At 39.7% G+C, this 17736-nt stretch carries 19 protein-coding genes; 13 read left to right on the top strand and 6 right to left on the bottom strand.

From position 1 onward, the window contains the following. Positions 1-15: 15 nt before the first annotated feature. Positions 16-1662, top strand: coding sequence for an ABC1 kinase family protein (locus G3T18_RS16410; RefSeq protein ID WP_224411656.1), 1647 nt, complete (start codon positions 16-18; stop codon positions 1660-1662). Between the two features lie 84 nt (positions 1663-1746). Here the strand turns inward: G3T18_RS16410 and hisC are convergent, their stop codons facing one another. Beyond that, entirely contained in the window at positions 1747-2796 is a 1050-nt protein-coding gene (gene hisC, locus G3T18_RS16405; RefSeq protein WP_224411655.1) for a histidinol-phosphate transaminase, read from the bottom strand. A gap of 186 nt (positions 2797-2982) precedes the next feature. Here hisC and G3T18_RS16400 point away from each other — a divergent pair, with 186 nt between their 5' ends. Beyond that, positions 2983-4623 carry a B12-binding domain-containing radical SAM protein gene (locus tag G3T18_RS16400; RefSeq protein ID WP_224411654.1) on the top strand — a complete coding sequence of 547 codons (1641 nt, stop codon included), beginning with the start codon at positions 2983-2985 and terminating at the stop codon, positions 4621-4623. Positions 4624-4653: 30 nt separating this feature from the next. Here the strand turns inward: G3T18_RS16400 and G3T18_RS16395 are convergent, their stop codons facing one another. The 3 genes from G3T18_RS16395 to G3T18_RS16385 form a co-directional block, all read right to left on the bottom strand. After that, positions 4654-5538: a DUF4435 domain-containing protein gene (locus G3T18_RS16395; RefSeq protein ID WP_224411653.1), complete on the bottom strand. Its 885-nt coding sequence runs from the start codon at positions 5536-5538 to the stop codon at positions 4654-4656. A gap of 2 nt (positions 5539-5540) precedes the next feature. Continuing rightward, positions 5541-6611, bottom strand: a complete 1071-nt coding sequence (locus tag G3T18_RS16390) for an AAA family ATPase (RefSeq protein WP_224411652.1) — start codon at positions 6609-6611, stop codon at positions 5541-5543. A gap of 98 nt (positions 6612-6709) precedes the next feature. After that, the gene (locus tag G3T18_RS16385) at positions 6710-7597 is read right to left on the bottom strand and encodes an oxygenase MpaB family protein (RefSeq protein ID WP_224411651.1); all 888 of its coding nucleotides are present in this window, start codon (positions 7595-7597) and stop codon (positions 6710-6712) included. Positions 7598-8013: 416 nt separating this feature from the next. On the opposite strand from G3T18_RS16385, the gene G3T18_RS16380 reads away from it, so the two are divergent. The 6 genes from G3T18_RS16380 (at position 8014) to G3T18_RS16355 (ending at position 11251) form a co-directional block, all read left to right on the top strand. Continuing rightward, entirely contained in the window at positions 8014-8931 is a 918-nt protein-coding gene (locus tag G3T18_RS16380; protein ID WP_224411650.1) for a hypothetical protein, read from the top strand. 54 nt (positions 8932-8985) lie between these two features. After that, a complete protein-coding gene (locus G3T18_RS16375) occupies positions 8986-9312 on the top strand; it encodes a DUF433 domain-containing protein (RefSeq protein ID WP_224411649.1) in 327 nt (108 codons plus the stop codon). A gap of 3 nt (positions 9313-9315) precedes the next feature. Then, complete coding sequence (locus G3T18_RS16370; RefSeq protein ID WP_224411648.1) at positions 9316-9651, top strand: DUF5615 family PIN-like protein; 336 nt, start codon at positions 9316-9318, stop codon at positions 9649-9651. Between the two features lie 120 nt (positions 9652-9771). Then, on the top strand, positions 9772-10119 hold the full coding sequence (locus tag G3T18_RS16365; protein ID WP_224411647.1) for a DUF433 domain-containing protein: 348 nt from the start codon (positions 9772-9774) through the stop codon (positions 10117-10119). 3 nt (positions 10120-10122) lie between these two features. Beyond that, positions 10123-10464: a DUF5615 family PIN-like protein gene (locus G3T18_RS16360; protein ID WP_224411646.1), complete on the top strand. Its 342-nt coding sequence runs from the start codon at positions 10123-10125 to the stop codon at positions 10462-10464. A gap of 73 nt (positions 10465-10537) precedes the next feature. After that, entirely contained in the window at positions 10538-11251 is a 714-nt protein-coding gene (locus tag G3T18_RS16355; RefSeq protein ID WP_224411645.1) for a DUF4058 family protein, read from the top strand. 131 nt (positions 11252-11382) lie between these two features. On the opposite strand, the gene G3T18_RS16350 is transcribed toward G3T18_RS16355, so the two are convergent. Together G3T18_RS16350 and G3T18_RS16345 are read right to left on the bottom strand one after the other, a co-directional pair. After that, a complete protein-coding gene (locus tag G3T18_RS16350; protein WP_224411644.1) occupies positions 11383-12045 on the bottom strand; it encodes an ImmA/IrrE family metallo-endopeptidase in 663 nt (220 codons plus the stop codon). A gap of 2 nt (positions 12046-12047) precedes the next feature. Next, on the bottom strand, positions 12048-12398 hold the full coding sequence (locus G3T18_RS16345; RefSeq protein WP_224411643.1) for a helix-turn-helix domain-containing protein: 351 nt from the start codon (positions 12396-12398) through the stop codon (positions 12048-12050). 167 nt (positions 12399-12565) lie between these two features. Here G3T18_RS16345 and G3T18_RS16340 point away from each other — a divergent pair, with 167 nt between their 5' ends. The 5 genes from G3T18_RS16340 to G3T18_RS16320 form a co-directional block, all read left to right on the top strand. Continuing rightward, positions 12566-13561, top strand: a complete 996-nt coding sequence (locus tag G3T18_RS16340) for a coiled-coil domain-containing protein (protein WP_224411642.1) — start codon at positions 12566-12568, stop codon at positions 13559-13561. 39 nt (positions 13562-13600) lie between these two features. Further along, on the top strand, positions 13601-14740 hold the full coding sequence (locus tag G3T18_RS16335) for a coiled-coil domain-containing protein (protein ID WP_224411641.1): 1140 nt from the start codon (positions 13601-13603) through the stop codon (positions 14738-14740). A gap of 192 nt (positions 14741-14932) precedes the next feature. Continuing rightward, positions 14933-15832, top strand: a complete 900-nt coding sequence (locus G3T18_RS16330) for an RnfABCDGE type electron transport complex subunit D (RefSeq protein WP_224411640.1) — start codon at positions 14933-14935, stop codon at positions 15830-15832. Between the two features lie 8 nt (positions 15833-15840). Beyond that, complete coding sequence (locus G3T18_RS16325) at positions 15841-17154, top strand: DUF2330 domain-containing protein (protein ID WP_224411639.1); 1314 nt, start codon at positions 15841-15843, stop codon at positions 17152-17154. Positions 17155-17293: 139 nt separating this feature from the next. Further along, on the top strand, positions 17294-17736 hold a 443-nt coding region (locus G3T18_RS16320; RefSeq protein WP_224411638.1), incomplete at its 3' end, for a DUF2330 domain-containing protein.

Below are 17736 nucleotides of genomic sequence, written 5' to 3'. Positions count from 1 at the left end.
TAAGGACAAAAACTTGTGCTTTCCCTAACTCAAAACACATCCCGCCAAGGTTACATTATCGAGGTTGTCCTACGCAATGGCTGGGACTATATGCGAGGACTACTTAGCGGTAGTAAAGCCAACGATCCTCAACTACCACCACCAGAAGTATTGCGAAAAATTCTGGTCGAATTGGGACCTGTATATGTCAAACTCGGACAACTGTTGAGTACCCGCCCCGATCTCTTACCACCAGATTACATCGAAGCCTTGACAGCTTTACAAGCGAACGTACCGCCCGTACCTTGGACGGAAATCGAAGTGATGATTCGCAAACAGCTACGTCAGTCATTAGACGAAGTATTTACCGAAATTGACATTGAACCAGTAGCGGCGGGTTCGATCGCGCAAATTCATCGGGCGACTTTAACTAATGGTCAGCAAGTGGCGATGAAAGTGCAACGTCCGGGTATTGACGCGATCGTCGCCCAAGATATTTCGTTAATTAAAGGTGTCGCCGATCTCGTGTCTCGTACTGATTTCGGGCAAGATTATGATGTGGTTGCCTTAGCTGAGGAATTCACTAGCGCGATCGAAGCGGAATTAGATTTTACCCAAGAAGCAGCTTTTACTGACCAATTACGGCGCAATTTATCGACAAGTAAATGGTTCGATCCCAAAGATATCGTCGTACCTGCTATTTACTGGGACTTAACTACGGAAAAGTTACTAGTAATGGAATGGTTAGAGGGAGTCCCAATTTTAAAAGCTAATGTTGACGGACAAATAGGTAAAGACGGTAAAACTCGCAGACAAGAAATTACTACTTTATTGTTTCGGGTGTTTTTTCAGCAGTTATATATCGATGGTTTCTTTCATGCCGATCCCCATCCAGGTAATTTATTTTATCTGCGAGACGGTCGCGTAGCTTTAATTGATTGTGGCATGATCGGGCGTTTAGACCCTCGCACCCAGCAAATTTTAACCGAAATGTTATTAGCAATTGTCGATCTTGATGCCCAGCGTTGCAGTCAATTAACTTTAGATTTGGCTGAGTCTGGTCAGCCGAGAAGTTTGATTCGTTTGGAAAATGATTACGACCGTATGCTGCGGAAATATTACAATCGCAGTTTGTCGCAAATCAATTTCTCAAAAGTCTTTTATGAGGTGTTACAAGTTGCTCGCGACAATAAAATTAAATTGCCCGGTAATATGGGTTTATATGCTAAAAGTTTAGCTAATTTGGAAGGGGTTGCTCGTAGTTTTAACCCAGAAGTTAATCTCCTGGACGAGATTAAACCTTTGATGACGGATATTTTCCGCCGTCAGATTTTGGGAGATAGCCCGCTAACAACTTTATTGCGAACTGCTTTGGACGTGAAAAGTCTTTCTTTGCAGTCTCCTCGATTGGTTGAGTTACTTTTAGACCGGGTGACTTCGGAAACTTTAAAATGGAATTTAAGTTTGCGGGAATTAGAACCTTTGCGCCGCAGTTTGGATGATTCAGCGAATCGACTTTCATTTAGTATTTTGGTAGGTTCGTTGATTATGGGCGCGGCAATGATTTCTACTGGGGCGCAAACTCAACAATTATCGATTATTAGTACAATTTTGTTTGCGGCAGCGAGTTTTCTGGGTTTGTGGTTGATTATTAGTATTTTGCGATCGGGACGCTTACGCTAGGATGGCGATCGCGAATAAATCTGTTGTGAGGTTGAGGTAATTGAGCAAAATTCAGGCAAGACAATAGCCGCTTTCTTTTCTTACTTAAGTGAGAATTTGAGTTAAAACTTCAATTAAAATTTGATTTTGCTCCTCCGTACCTACTGTAATTCGCAGCTTATTGTCTAGATGAACCTGTTTGAAGTAACGGACTAAAATTCCCTGTTTTTTGAGAAGCTGATATATCTCTTCTGCATTGCTTTTTGGTGGTTGTACCAGTAAAAAGTTCGCTTGGGAGGGATAAACGTGAAAGCCAAGTTGCTTCAAATCTGTGGTTAACTTAGCTCGTGAAGATTTTACTCGTTCGGCATTATTAACTTTGTGCGATTGGTCTAAGATTGCTGCGGTGCCGACGCTGCAAGCAATAGCATCGATGTTATAACTATCTTTAACCTTGACCAATCCTTCTAAAAGAGAGGGATTTGCAAAACAAAAACCCAAGCGCAATCCTGCTAAGGAGTATCCTTTGGAAAGTGTTCTCAAAACAATGACGTTATCATGTGTTTTAACTATTTCTAAAGCATCCGCTTCTGCAAAATCGACATAAGCTTCATCAATTACTAAAACCCCTGATAATTGGCTAGCAAGTTGACTGAGCAATGTTGTAGGAATAGCATGACCGGAGGGACTGTTAGGAGATGCGATCAGAGTAACTGCTCCGTTTGCAGCAATCAGTTGTTCGATTGGGAGGTTATAGTCTTTGTCGTAGTCTACTTCTACGAACTGAGCTGGCTGCATTTGTGCCAGGGTACGGTAGAGGATGTAGGTGGGAGTAGGATAGACGACTTTTTGAGTCTGTTCCACACAAGCACGGACGATCGAATTTAAGATTTCGTCACTACCATTACCTACTAGAATCCAGTCTGGAGGAAAACCGAAAACATTACCTACAGCTTCGCGAAATTCTGTAGCCATTGGATCGGGATAGCGACGTAGTTGTTCCCCATCAATTTTTTGCAATACCTGTAAGGAAGCAGGTGAAGGTGGGTATGGGTTTTCGTTTGTATTCAGTTTAACGATCTTGACACCTAGCGGAGGTTGCTCGCCAGGAGTATAACCAACCATAGTATTAATATTCGCTCGAAAGTATCTCATTGACTAGTTTTTGCTCCCTGGGCTTTACTGGAAAACACTTTGCCGATCGTAGCTCGATCGGCGATCCCCATTATCAAATTTTTGTTACAGATGTAGTTCGCTAACACCGATAATATTCAATCTGATTAAGAGAAGGCTGGAAGAGGTTATGATTGTTTTGATTACTGTTGCTCTTGGCTAGACCCCATGACTGCGACTTTAAAGGATTTTGACCGACTAATTCCAGAAAGTACGACGGGCAGACAGCGTTATTTTCCCCGAAACCGTCGCCGCATTCTTTGCGTTTTTCCCCGGTATTCGCGCTCTTTTGGGACTTTACACCATGCTTATCCGTTGATGGGTAGGGTTCGGGCTTTTATGCCGCCACAGGGTATTTTACTGGTGGCTGCTTATTTGCCTGATGAGTGGGAGGTGCGTTTTATTGATGAGAATATTCGTCCGGCGCGAAAATCGGATTATCGTTGGGCGGATGTGGTAATTGTTAGTGGAATGCACATCCAGCGATCGCAGATTAATCGCATTAATCAATTTGCTCATGAAGCTGGCAAAATTACTGTGGTGGGGGGTCCTTCGGTTTCTGGTTGTCCGGAATATTACCCGGATTTTGATATCCTTCATTTGGGTGAGTTGGGGGATGCTACGGATGAGATGATTCGCTATCTTGATGAAAAGTGCGATCGCCCCTCAACACAAGTTCGTTTTGAAACTAAGGAACGTCTCCCTCTGAGTGAGTTTCCGACTCCGGCTTACAATCTCATCAATTTAAATCAATATTTCTTGGGTAATGTGCAGTTTTCGAGTGGTTGTCCTTATCGCTGCGAGTTCTGCGATATTCCGGAACTTTACGGGCGCAACCCTCGGCTGAAAACGCCGGAGCAAGTTTTAAGAGAACTTGATGCAATGTTGGCGGCAGGTAATCCGGGGGCGATTTATTTTGTTGATGATAACTTTGTTGGCGATCGCCGCGCTACTACCAAGTTACTTCCTTATCTGATCGACTGGCAAAAAACTAATGGCTATCCGGTACAATTTGCCTGTGAAGCTACTTTAAATCTCGCCCAAAGTCCGAAGCTTTTAGAAATGATGCGCGAGGCTTATTTTTGTACGGTTTTCTGTGGTATTGAAACGCCAGAAACGGATGCTTTACGCTCAATTTCTAAGCAACAAAATTTGAGTATTCCGATTTTAGATGCGGTAAAAACTCTCAACAGTTACGGTATGGAAGTGGTATCGGGAATTATCATGGGACTCGATACTGATACGCCGGATACTGCTGACCGAATTTTAGAGTTTATTCGCCTTTCTAACATTCCGATGCTAACAATTAATTTGCTTCATGCTTTGCCGAGAACTCCTTTGTGGCGAAGGTTAGAGCAAGAAGGACGTTTAGTATTTGATGAAAATCGCGAGTCGAATGTTGATTTTTTAATGCCTTATGAAGATGTGGTGGAAATGTGGCGACGTTGCATTACTACTGCTTACGAACCCGAATTTTTATATCAACGTTTTGCTTACAATTTAGAACATACTTATCCGAACCGAATTAAGGTTCCTAATAGTCCGGCGCGAACTTCTCCTGCTAATATTCGTAAAGGTTTGACAATTTTAGCTAATTTGCTGGTGCGAGTGGGTGTTTTTAGTCACTATCGCCGCACGTTTTGGCAGATGGCTTATCCTAAACTTAAATCGGGCAATATTGAAGGGTTAATTCATGTGGGACTTGTGGGTCATCATTTGATTAAGTTTGCTCAAGAATGCTTGACAGGAGACGAATCTGCGTCTTTTTATTCCCAGAAATTAAAGCAGCCAAAAACAGCAAAACTTTGAGTTATTTTTGAGTTTGATTAAGGGAAAGTTTTATAGCTTTTCAATCTTTGTCCTTAATTCAATAATATCTGGATATTGAGCGATCTCAAAGTGACTAATAGCCCAATTATAAAATGATTTTAAAGAAATGTATTGAGGTTGTTTAATTTGCATTGCTTTTTGCAAATCTTTACCATGAAACCAGATCGTATACTGCTGCTGTTGCCAAAATTCATCTTGAGCAAACCGATCGCAATAAATATTAAGTTGTTCTGTAAATCTTTCTTGTGTAACTGTATCAACAGCTTGTAGAAATTGATTAACTAACTTGATAGCTTCATTATTACAGTTTTGACGAGTTAAAGAAGAAGGAAGTTTACCGCTACCACCCGTCCATGTAGTTTTAAGCTGCGATCGCACTGCACTTAGCCGTAACAGATCGGCTAATGCCCATCTTACAGCTTGGTAGTATAACAAACTCCTCGCTGCATTTTCAATCCACGCAGCAATTGCTTGAATTCCCGGTGAATTACCATGTCCCCATCGGGAACTAGGATTTTCTTGCTTTTCAACATATTTGGCTGTCCAATATTCATGGATTAAATTAGGCTCTAGAAGATAATTTTCAATGCAAGCACGATGTGTGAGAAACATGAATTTTCGACCTAATCTAGTATTTAGTTGAAGTAATTGAACATTTGCTGTTGGTTCAACGTCAAAATCTCGATCCCGAAAGACAAGATAATGTTGATTTTCTAGATCCTCTCGAAAGAAATATCCTTGAGCAAAAACAGAAAATGTAAATTTACCACCCGTAGGAACAATCGTAGGTCGATCTCCTGAAATGTTCTCAAGGATTTTTGGGAGCAATTGATAGTCTAAACTACTCTTCTTTCCCTCACAAAAAATTATTTTCCTCCCCTTAATAACACTCACGACTAAGCCTCTAAACGAATAATTTGTGCTTCAGGAACTAACTGCTCTACATAGTCAGAGTGGGTAGTAATAATAAATTGATTGTTTTTGCCTAATTTAGGCAAAGCTCTAAGTAATGCTTGTTGCATTGGTGGATGTAAGTGCAACTCAATCTCGTCAATCAAGATCACAGAATTATGAATGTTCCAACTAGCAAAATCAAGTAAAATGGGAAAAATGGCACGCTCACCCCCAGACATTTCTGAAATTTCATACTGATTTTTGCCGTCATATAGATAAAACCAAGGTTCCTTGAGGAGATCGTCTATATTCTGTCGCAGACTTGGACCTTCAAAGCTACGTTCTGGAAAAACTATTCTGTAAGCTTGTTCAATTTCGGCATATAAGTCTTTTTGTCCTGGTCGTAATTGCTGAATTCTACCTGTTTCTAAATCTTGATGAAACTGCCGCCACTTTGAAAGGCGATCGCGTAAAATATCTTCAGTAATTTCCAGTTTCCGTTCGGGATCTTCAGTTGTTAAACTAGTTGAAGTTCTTTGTTCAGTGTACCAGAAAACTGTGCCTACTCGCTCAAAAACAGTAAAACCTTCAGATCGCAAAAGTTGTTTAGCATATGCTCGTCCTTTGAATTGAAACAATTCAGCAACAGTATCTGCATGAACACGATCTTTTTGCCATTTGAGATTGACAATATGTTCTTGAGCAGGAGAAACGGGTAAATTACGCCCCATTTCCTGTAATTTTTGATAAAACTCATGAATTGCTTTCAATTCTGAAGAGGAAAATTGCACCTTTAGATTTACCTCCGGTTCAAAGCGACCCCAGTTGCTTGCGAGTAATTCGTAGTTAAATCCTTTCCATTCTAATTCTAAATCAGAAAGCTTTGATAATCTTCCAGTTGCAACTCCTAATGTTGCTGCAATTGCTTGTAAAATACTTGTTTTCCCTGCACCATTTATTCCTACTAAAACAATTAAATTTTCTGCTAAACCAGTTTCTGGATTGCCAAAATCCAAAGTCGGAGAATTACGAAATCTTTTAAAATATTTTAGCTGAATTGATTGAACTTTCATAAGCAAAGCTACTTATATAGATAGCAATATTTGTTACTCAGACGATGAAAATTATTATCTCATCTTAGCAAAGATAAAATCAAAATAATCTAATATGTTTATTTGTTGTCATCACTTAGCTTTTGACCTTGATTAAGGGAATCAAGCATTTTTTTTGGACCCAAATCAGTTAGTTTATAACCTTGGGGATAACTGCGTAACTGAGAATCTGTGAAAAATTCTGGTTGGGTTCGGGGTGGCAGAATTCTGACCAAATTACCTCGCAATTTTAAGCTATTTTCAACTAAAGATCGCATTTGCGGTGAGGGATGGGGAAAACCAAAAGCATCTAGCATTTTTTCGTCTAACATTGCATAAACACCTGGTCGCAAAACTGGACTTAACCAGCTAGGAAACCAACCGAGAAACATTTTTATCGTTGCTTCTCCAACCTGACGATTTGTTGCTGAATAATGAAAGTTTTCCCGTTCGTATTCCAGGTTAAATTGTTCAAAAGCTGTGTAATTAGGAGGAATATTTTTAATCTCCATTCTCTCACCAATTGCTTGCCAAAAATAATAACAAGCTTGCTTTTCAGTTTCGCACATTAAACGCCAACCAAAGCGTTGATTCCAGCGAATCGGTTCATAAATAAAAGTTGAAAGAACATAAAGAAAATCTTCGTTACTGATGGGAAAACGTCCGTGAATTTGGTTCATGCGTTGAATAGCTTGGGAACCGCGATCGCTGTCGTAACCCCATTTGATAATTTCCGCTACCAGTAATGCAGTATCGTCGTAGCGTTTTTGGGTATGCAAGCGAAATTCCCCAGTTTTATTTAATAATTGAGAAATACTGGGAACGCAAAATGTCCGCAGTAAAGCTATTTCTAAAGCGCGGACAACGTCCCAAGGAAACTCATATCCGGCAATTAAATGACAAATTTTACAGCGATCTTTTTGGGGATCGAGTTGCTGAATTCGCTGGAGATTATGGTATTTACTCATAAATTAACATAAAAACTACAAAAGTAGCTAACCTTTGTAGTTTAACCTGTTTGCGTTCCCTTGTCCGAAAAAATCAGACACAAAGTTGAATTATTTATTAGGTTTGACAACCATCCATTTACCAGTTTTTGGATCTCGATAAACTGTAAAAGGATTTTCTTTTAGTGGTGGGTTAGAAACTTTCATCATTTCGCTACCCCGATCGCTGACTCTATTATTCTAAATTACCGAAAACCAGCCTTGGGTGACATCAATTCAAGAATGGGTGTGATAACTCTCACGAAACTTTAGCGATTGCGATCGTTGTCTCTGTGTCAAACTAGATAGTAGCGATCGCAAATATTAAATTTTGCTGCGTAAGCGCCAAAAAACGGCACTTTGAACAGAAAAGATCATAGAGAGTAGGAAAAATAACCATGAAAATTAAATCTCGGTATCTCGCTGGTATCTTAATTACTTTAGCTGGATGGGGAATTCTTAGCACTATTGTTACCCCAACTCAACCTGTATTTGCACAAAGCGGAACTGTCTGCGGTAACGATATCTTACCAGAACGTTCTTTTGAAACACCAAATTTCTGGATTTATATTTGTCAAGTTAACGGCCGTTTATTCTATATCGGACAAGCAAAAAATTCTGCTAATTCAATTCGTCTTCCTGCTAACCGAAGACAAGACAATACTTATACTGCTACTAATCAGTCTACCAACTACTTTATTAACTCTAGCCGTTTAGAAGTTTATCAAAATGGGCGGCGAATTGTTTCCGAACCCGTGCTTAAAACTTATAATCCTAACGGTAGCGATGGAAGAAATGATTCTGATTTAACTACTGTTCCTCTTGCCGCACTTAATGCTTGTCGAAACCGTGCTTTAACTATATTTAATACTAATACATCAGACATTGAAGTTACTGATTTTCTTCCCGACAGAAGTGGAGTTAGAACTATATTATTACGGCGCCGAAGTAATGGAACAACTGCTACTTGTCGGGTTACTCTCGATGGCAATATTATTTCCTTTGAAACTCAAACAAATCCCAATCCCAATAGTCCAGAGGAAAGGACAGTTCTCGCTTTTCAAACTGACGAGTACGCGGTCAGAGTTTATCATCAGCAAGGACAATTGCGGATGAATGTTTATGATAAAAGAAGTAGAAATTTGCTGCTTAATGGCGCTCTAGCTGATAGTATTACTGCCGATGGGGGAACGAGTTATTTTCATACTAGAGGCGAAACAGAATATTTTGCCCGTGTCGAAGGTAATAATCGTTATTTACTAACAATTAATCGCGGCTCTCGGACAATTTACCGAGAACCAGGCTACAATTATTAAAAATCGAGTTGGGTGCATCGTTGATTTTCTTTATTTTTAGCTAATTTTAACGAAATGAAACTACAAGAATTGAAAAAACAAATTCTTAGCTTATCTTCCTCAGAAAAAGCTGAAATTATGCAAATCCTGACAGAAAGTTTAAGCAACGGTTCAAGCGGAATTACTAAGACTCCCGGTGTGGTGGGAGGTGATGCTTGTATCGCTAAAACTCGAATTCCCGTTTGGATGCTTGTAAGTTTACGTCGTCAGGGTTCAACTGATGCTGAACTACTTTATTTTTATCCACAACTTAATGCTATTGATTTGGTGAATGCTTGGGCTTATGCTGAAGCATTTACCGAAGAAATTGAAAAAGCACTTCAACAACAAGCAGAAGTATAAATAATGGCAAATATTTATGCGGATGAACAATTTCCCTTACCTGTTGTGAAATTATTACGTGCTATGGGTCATAATATTCTTACAGTTCAAGAGTCAGGAAATGCTGGATTTACTGACCCCGAAGTATTAGAATTTGCTGTGAATAATGAGCGAGTAGTATTGACCCAGAATCGGCATGATTTTGTAAGATTACATCGCTTAGAAGCCAATCATGCGGGTATCATCGTTTGTTCAGTAGATCGAAATGTGACAAGTTTGGCAAGGCGAATTAATGAGGCTATTGAGCGAGAAGAAACTTTAAGAAATAAGTTAATTCGAGTCAACCGTCCGCAAAATTAATTCTTAACTGTGGCTCTCCTGCTAGCTACTAAAACCCATGTTAAAATTATTAAAAATAGTTTTAGGTGCATCGTAAATTTTCTTCATTTGCCGCTAGTCAACTTGCTTAATACTAACAATATGAAATTGCAACAATTAAAAAGTCAAATTCTTAACTTATCTTCCTCAGAAAAAGCTGAAATTATCCAAATACTGACAGAAAGTTTAAGCAACGGTTCAAGCGGAATTACTAAGACTCCCGGAGTGGTGGGAGGTGATGCTTGTATCGCTAAAACTCGGATTCCCGTTTGGTCGTTGATAAATTATTGTCGTCTTGGTGCTTCTGATGCGAAAATACTAGAAAGCTTTCCTCAGCTTTCTGCTGCTGATTTGGTAAATGCTTGGGCTTATGCTGAGGCATTTCCAGAAGAAATTGAAGCCGCAATCGAAAAAAATGAGGCAGTAATGCAAGAAAGTGAGGCGGTTTAAAAGTTGGCATTGCTTTATGCAGATGAGAATTTTCCTTTGCCAGTCGTAGAGTTTCTACGCACTTTTGGTCATGATGTTTTAACTGCACAAGAAGCGGGAAATGCTAACTTAGGAATTCCTGATGAAGATGTGTTAGAGTTTGCTACGAACTGCGATCGCGCAGTTTTGACAGGAAACCGTCACGACTTTGTAAAGCTGCATAGTTTACAGCCAAATCATGCTGGTATTATTGTTTGTTCTGAAGACCTTAATTTTGAGAGGTTTGCAAGGCGAATTGATGAGGCTATTGAGCGAGAAGAAACTTTAAGAAATAAGTTAATTCGAGTCAACCGTCCGCCAAATTAACTATTAATCATAGCTCCAATCGAAATCACTAAAGTTCGGGTTACAATGATTAAAAAAGGAGTAATATTTGCCAATGCCGTCACCATTTCCAGGTATAGACCCCTACCTTGAAAATTCCGAGTTATGGTCAGCCGTACATAACCGTTTAATTGTGGCGATCGCGGATAATTTAGTAGACCGTCTCAGTGAAAAGTATCGAGTAAAAATTGAGAAAAGAACCTACTTTAGCAGTGACGAAGAAAGTGTTTTAGTTGGTATTCCTGATGTGTCAGTAGCGACCAAAAATCTTAAGAAAAATAACTCTCAAGAAGTAAATGAAAGGTATCTAGAAATTAAAGAAATAGGTACTGGTACTGTTGTGACAACTATTGAGTTATTATCACCTAAAAATAAGCGTAAAGGGGAAGGACGTAATGCTTATTTAAACAAGCGTAATCAAGTTTTAGCTAGTGCAACTCATCTGGTGGAAATAGATTTTTTGCGAGGAGGTAAACCTTTACCGATTAGAAGTACAAATCTGGGAGATTACCGAATTTTGATTTCTCGCAGCGATCGCCGCCCAAATGCGGACTTGTATGCTTTTTCTCTCCGACAATCAATTCCACCTCTACCAATTCCCTTGTTACCAACAGAAACTGAACCGATCTTAGATTTACAACCTTTATTTAATTATGTTTATGAAAAAGGGCGCTATCGTTTGGCAATTGATTATACTCAACCTCCTAAACCGCCCTTATCTCCAGAAGATCGCGAATGGGCAGCAACTTTAAATTATCCAACTAATTAATAATTAATAGTCTGACAAAAATGCTCTTCTAACTAGCTATGGTAGATTTTAATAAAATTTTCAAAATTATAAATTAGCCCGCACTGGCGGGCTAAAATATGGTAGCTGCGCCCTAAAAAATTACAGTATTACTAACTTACTAATACCTGATTTTTCTCCCGAGAAATTGCTTCACCTAATTCAAGATTTTTCGAGCCTTCGCTTAGGTAAATCCAGCCTAAATCTTTGAGACGATGAATCAGATTAGAAATGGTGACTCCTAATTCTTCTGCCATTGCATAAAGATCGCGCCATTGGGTTAAGTCACATCCTTTTTTTAGCTCGGTTAATTGATATTGAGGCATTAATAAACAACTAGCAAAATATTGGGCTTGCCACTCAATTCCAGCTAAGTTTTCTGCACTCCTGCATAAAAGAGGATCGACTTTAATTTTTACCCCTTTTTTTTCTAGTCTCAAAAATCTTTTGATGGCATTTTTGTCGATATGTAATACCCAATGTCCGATTTCATGAGCAATGGTAGATTCGCCAAAACCGCCTTGCAGTTGGGGAATATTTTCATTGATCTCAATCAGACGTTCTAAGGGTAAAATTCTGGCAGCGATCGCGCCTTCTTCGTCGGCAGGAATACTATCCCAAACTACGTCTAATCCGAGAAATTCGGCTACGCGACTAGCATCTAAGGGCAGTTTCGGCACGTAATTGGGCGTTTCTTCCATTAAGACTAAAATTTCAGTCGCTTTGGCTTCTATTTCGGGCTTAGAAATAAAGCGAAACGGTTTGAAGATACTCAATTTTACTTCTCCTGATTTTCAGCTTTGCTTGCTTCCTGAAGCACTCGACGAGCAAATTCGGGGTTTTCGCGCATTCTCCGGAAAAGGGTTGGCATCGATTTGTAGTGTTCCTTGAGGATGTCTTCGTCTTGTTGGGGGACGCGCCCCGCTAGGAAGACTAATTCCTCTTCGTCTAAGTCGAGATGACGCGCTAAACCTCGGATAATCTCTTCTTTGGGGGCATACTGCGCTCGCTCGTTTTCCAGTTTCGATAAGTAAGTGAAGTCTAAACCTAGCAGCTTGGCTAGCTCCCTCTGCGAGTATCCCTTATCCTTTCGCGCTTGACGGATTAGTTGACCAAAGTTTTTACTCACGTTCGTTGTATCCTCCTTCATTCCTTATGTTAACGCAGTTTGACGAAAAGTTCAACAAGGCTATTGACGAAATAGTCAACTAGCAGTTAGTATAGCTTTAGCGTTGAAGAAAACGTCAAGTTTAGCTTAAGACTCGTGCTACTGTTGCATCTTTCAGGAGAAGAATTATGACTCAAGCCCAAGCTACACCGAAAGAAAGTAAAGAACAGATTTTAGCGGCTTTTAGTAAGTTACTTACCGAGCAAAAACAAGCGGAAGCCAAAGTCGCCACGAAAGAAGAAGAAGCTGAGAAAGAAAAGAATCAACAATTATTAGAAGTAGCCTCTAACTACACAGTTGACAACATTGTCAATAGCATGGCTACCCTCCAATTAGATTTCGGCACGATCGTTAATCAACTGACGGAAAAGTTAGCCACAGAATCTTCTAAACTAGACGAATTAAAACGCGCGAGATTAGTTGAAAATGAACAACTCGAACAGTTACGCAAAATCCGCTTAGTTGCCGATGCACTTTATATTTTACGTCAAGAACATCAAGCCAAGTTAAAAGAACTAGAAAGTCAAATCGCATCTCGCCGAGAAGCAGTAGAAAAAGAGATAGCGCAATCGCGGAAAGCTTGGTCAAAAGAGCAGCAAGAATTCGAGCTTAAAGTGCAAGAAGAAAGCGAATTAACTACTAAACAGCGCGAACAAGAAGCAGCAGATTATCAATATGAAATTGAGCGCATTCGCCAAGTTGAAATGGACGAATACGAGGAACACAAGCGCTTGCAAGAGCGAGAGTTAGAAGAATTAAATCGGGACAAAGAAAAAGCTTGGACAGAGCGAGAACAATACTTAAGCGAGCATCAAGCTGAATTTGAGGAAAATCAACAAAAAATTGCTGGTTTCGAGGAAGAGTTGAAAAAAGCTTATATTAAAGCTAAAGAAGATGCGATTAAAGATGCAGATCGCGAAGCAAAAGTTAAAACTGAACTGATCGAAAAAGAATGGCAAGCTGCGGAACAAGGCTATCAATTGAAAGTCCAATCTCTGCAAGCTACAATTGAGCGCCAAACCGAACAAATTGCTGATATTACTGCTCAACTACAAGCAGCAACTAATCAGGCGCAACAATTGGCAATGCGAGCTTTTCAAAGTTCTAACGGTAAAGCAAGCTAAATTTATTTAAATTAAGTAAAAAATTAGAGGAAATTCAGGATGGCAAGTAAAAAGAAAAGTGATTCTGCTCAAACCAATCGAACAACTAAAAAAGTAACCATGCGCTCTACAAAAGTAGAAATTATGGAAGCGTATGAAGAAATAATTCAAGAGAAAAAACAGCTAGAAACTCAAGTTAAGCAACTAGCAAAACAAGCACCCGCAGCCGCAGTCGCGATCGCACCAGCAACCGTTCAAAATAATCCCTCTACTCCAACTAATATGAATCAAACTCAAACTGCTCAACGGAAAATCAGTCAGACAATTAAAAGTCTGGAGACGTTGCAACAAAATTTTGGTAGTTCAGTTAGCGATTTATCAGAACAATTAATCGCTCAAGCTTCTTCTTTGGCAGAAATTCAAGAGTTTGTCAATACTGAAAAAGAGCAATTACAAGAATTACACGAGCTAGAAACAGTTGGCGAAGATACTCTCGATGAGTTGATTGATTCTTACGAAGAAAATGCGAAAAGCTTTGAGGAAGAATTAAGCGATCGCCGAGAAAATCTCCAGCAACAAATCCAAGAATTAGAGAAGGCTTGGCAGAAAGAACAAGAAACTCATCAGCGCGAAATTAAAGAGCGAAATGAAGAAAATAGTAAGTCTCGTCAGCGCGATCGCGAAGAGTATGAATATAACTTGGAACTCGAACGGACTTTGGCTGAAGAAGAATACGAACAGCGCAAGAAAAACTTGTATAAAGAATTAGCAGAAGTACGCCAAGAACAAGAGAAACAATGGCGAGAGCGAGAAGAAGCTATTGCAGAACGAGAAAAACAGTATGCGGAAGCTAAACAGAAAGTTGAGGCGCACAAGGAAGAGTTAGAAAAAAATATCAAGAATGGTAAGGAAACTGGACGCAATATTGGTAATTATCAAGCCAAAGTTAAGGCAGATTTGCGGGCGAAGGAAATTGAGGGACAAAAACGTTATTATGAGTTACAGATTTCTTCTTTAGAAGAAACAATTCAGAATCAAGAATTGCGAATTCAAAATCTTTCTAAACAGTTAGATGCAGCACTCAAACAAGTTCAAGATTTGGCTGTTAAAGCGATCGAAGGTGCTTCTAATGCCAGTTCTTATCAAACGATGAAAGAGCTTTTGCAAGAACAGGTTAAGAATCCACAAAAAAGTAAGTAATTATAAGTTTTAGGGGCAAAATATGGGGAGGCGAGATCAAAATCGCCTCTTTTTTTTTCTTCGCAGTTAAAAACCCACAGTAACCTAGAGGAATAGTCGGTTACACAAAATGTAACGCTATGAGTATCCGGGAACAATCTCCGGCATACTGGATCGGTTAATAATAAATGTATGGCGCGATCGCGAAGGCTTATGTTATTGCAAGACGCACGTATTTCCCAAATTATTTTTCTCTCACTGTTCTTATTTTTAGGTCTTAGTACCCGCGACTGGACGTTACGCCCCGATCTGATTTTGGTGGCGATCGCCAGTTGTCTCTTGACTCAATGGTTGTTATCATGTTTTGTGCCTTTTGTCAAGAGTAAAATTAGAAGTTATCAGATTCCGAAACTAGGTGTAAAAGAAGTCAAGAGTCGAGTGCAACTATTCGAGCTAACTTGTTTACGCAGTGCAGCGATTACAGCTTTAGGACTGTGCTTATTGTTGCGTTGTAACGATTATACAACAATGGCGATCGCCGGGAGTTTAGCGATCGCCAGTAAATTTCTCTTCCGTCACAAAAACAAACACTTCTTTAATCCTGCCAATTTTGGCATTATCGCCGCCTTAATTTTAACTCAAGACGCTTGGGTTTCGCCCGGACAATGGGGAACAGATTGGTGGTATCTACTCTTATTTTTCTGCACCGGAGGCACAATTTTAAAGCAAGTTGGACGTTGGGATACTTCCATCGCTTTTTTAGTAGCTTATACCCTCTTAGAAGGACTGCGTAACTATTGGCTTGGTTGGAGTTGGGACGTATTACAACACGAATTAATGAGCGGTAGTTTACTACTTTTTGCCTTCTTTATGCTCACCGATCCTCGCTCAATTCCTAATGCTACCATCAGCCGGATAATTTGGGCAGTAGCGATCGCTTTCCTCACTTTTATCCTCCGCAATCAATTTTATCTTTCCACAGCAGTTTTTTGGGCATTATTTTTCCTTTCACCCTTAACTATTTGGTTAGATACCATTTGGTCAGCACCAAAATTTGAATGGCTAAAAACAATCAATAAACGCCTTCCCAACCAATCATTCACAACATCGTAAAACTCAAAATGAAATTATTCCGAATTTTAACAACTTTTCTGGTAACAATAGCAACTCTTTTTAGTTTAGCACTACCAGCAGAAGCCTTTTGCGGTTTCTATGTTGCCAAAGCCGACACCGACTTGTATAACCAAGCCTCCCAAGTCGCGATCGCGAGAGACGGCGATCGTACCATTTTAACAATGGCAAACGACTATCAAGGAGATGTCCAAGACTTTGCTTTAGTAGTACCAGTACCAGTAATTTTGACAGAAGATCGAGTTCGAGTTGGCGACCCCAAAATTATGCAACGACTTGATGCTTTTAGCGCACCTCGACTGGTAGAATACTTTGATGAAAACCCTTGTAATCCTCGACCAGAATATTTACAAAGAGGAGGAACAAGAGGCGCACCAGCACCACAAGCAGCCTTAGAAGAAAGTGAAGATAGCACATTAGGTGTCACAGTAGAAGCAAGCTTTTCCGTCGGAGAATATGACATTTTAATTCTCAGCGCCACCGAATCTTCTGGACTAGAAACTTGGCTAATTAATAACGGTTATAAAATTCCTCCTGGCGCTAAAGAATTGCTTCAGCCTTATATTCGACAAGACATGAAATTTTTCGTCGCCAAAGTCAATCTTGCTGAATATAAACAAGCAGGATATGAATTTTTGCGTCCTTTAATGATGGCTTATGAATCACCGAAATTCATGTTACCAATTCGCCTGGGAATGACCAACGCCAAACAAGACCAAGACTTAATTGTTTACTTGCTATCTCCTCAAGGACAAACCGAATTAACTAACTATCGTACCGTCCAAGTTCCTTCCAACGTGGAAATTCCCGAATTCGTCAAAAACGAGTTTGGTGATTTCTACAAATCGATGTTTCAAACTGTTTACGAACGAGAAGGAAAAAAAGTTGCTTTTCTCGAATATGCTTGGAATATGCAAACTTGCGATCCTTGCGCTGCCGAACCACTTTCCCCAGAAGAATTGGAACAAGCAGGAGTATTTTGGTTACAACCCGGACAACGCCCAAATGTGTTTATTAGTCGGCTTCACGTTCGTTATACTCGCGATAAATTCCCCGAAGATTTGCGCTTTCAAACAACAGCAAATAAACAAAACTTTCAGGGACGTTATGTAATTCGTCATCCTTATAAAGGTGAAATGAACTGTCCCGCAGCCGAACCATACCAGCAAGCATTACAACAGCGCCAAGAGCAAGAAGTACAAACTTTAGCAAATCTCACCAGATGGGACATTCAAACAATCCGTGATAAAGCTAATTTATCCCAAGTTCAAACTACACCTTGGTGGCGAAACATTTGGAACTAAATTAAGACTTAGTTTGTAGTCATGCTTGAGCCTTGAATATTAGTTTCTTCCAGTCAAAGTAATCTAATTTTCAACACTTAAAAAATTGGAGATACATTTTATGTAATGTTTATCCAAGCAAAAAAATGAGGTAATCAAAATGAAAATTTGGCGAGTTTTAGCAACAGTAATTTTGACTCTGTTCTTAACAATTAGCTTTGTTTTACCAGCAGAAGCATTTTGTGGTTTTTACGTCGCTAAGGCTGATACCAATTTATATAACCAAGCTTCTCAAGTAATTATTGCTAAAGATGGAGCGCGGACAATTCTCACAATGGCAAACGACTACAAAGGTGAAGTAAAAAACTTTGCTTTAGTCGTACCAGTTCCCGTAGTTTTAGATGAAGAACAAGTGCGGATTGGTGAAACAAAAATTATTCAACGACTCGACGCTTTTAGCGCACCACGATTAGTAGAATATTTTGACGAGAATCCCTGTCAAATTCGCGATCGCGGTTTTGTCTTAGAATCAGCACCCGCACCTGCTGCTGGCGCTCCCAGAGCCAGAAGAGAAGACGAAAGTTTGGGGGTTACTGTAGAAGC

This window comes from Oscillatoria salina IIICB1 (genome assembly GCF_020144665.1).
Lineage (GTDB): Bacteria > Cyanobacteriota > Cyanobacteriia > Cyanobacteriales > SIO1D9 > IIICB1.
The sequence above is the reverse complement of the archived record's forward strand: the minus strand, read 5'-3'. Positions and strand labels throughout refer to the sequence as shown.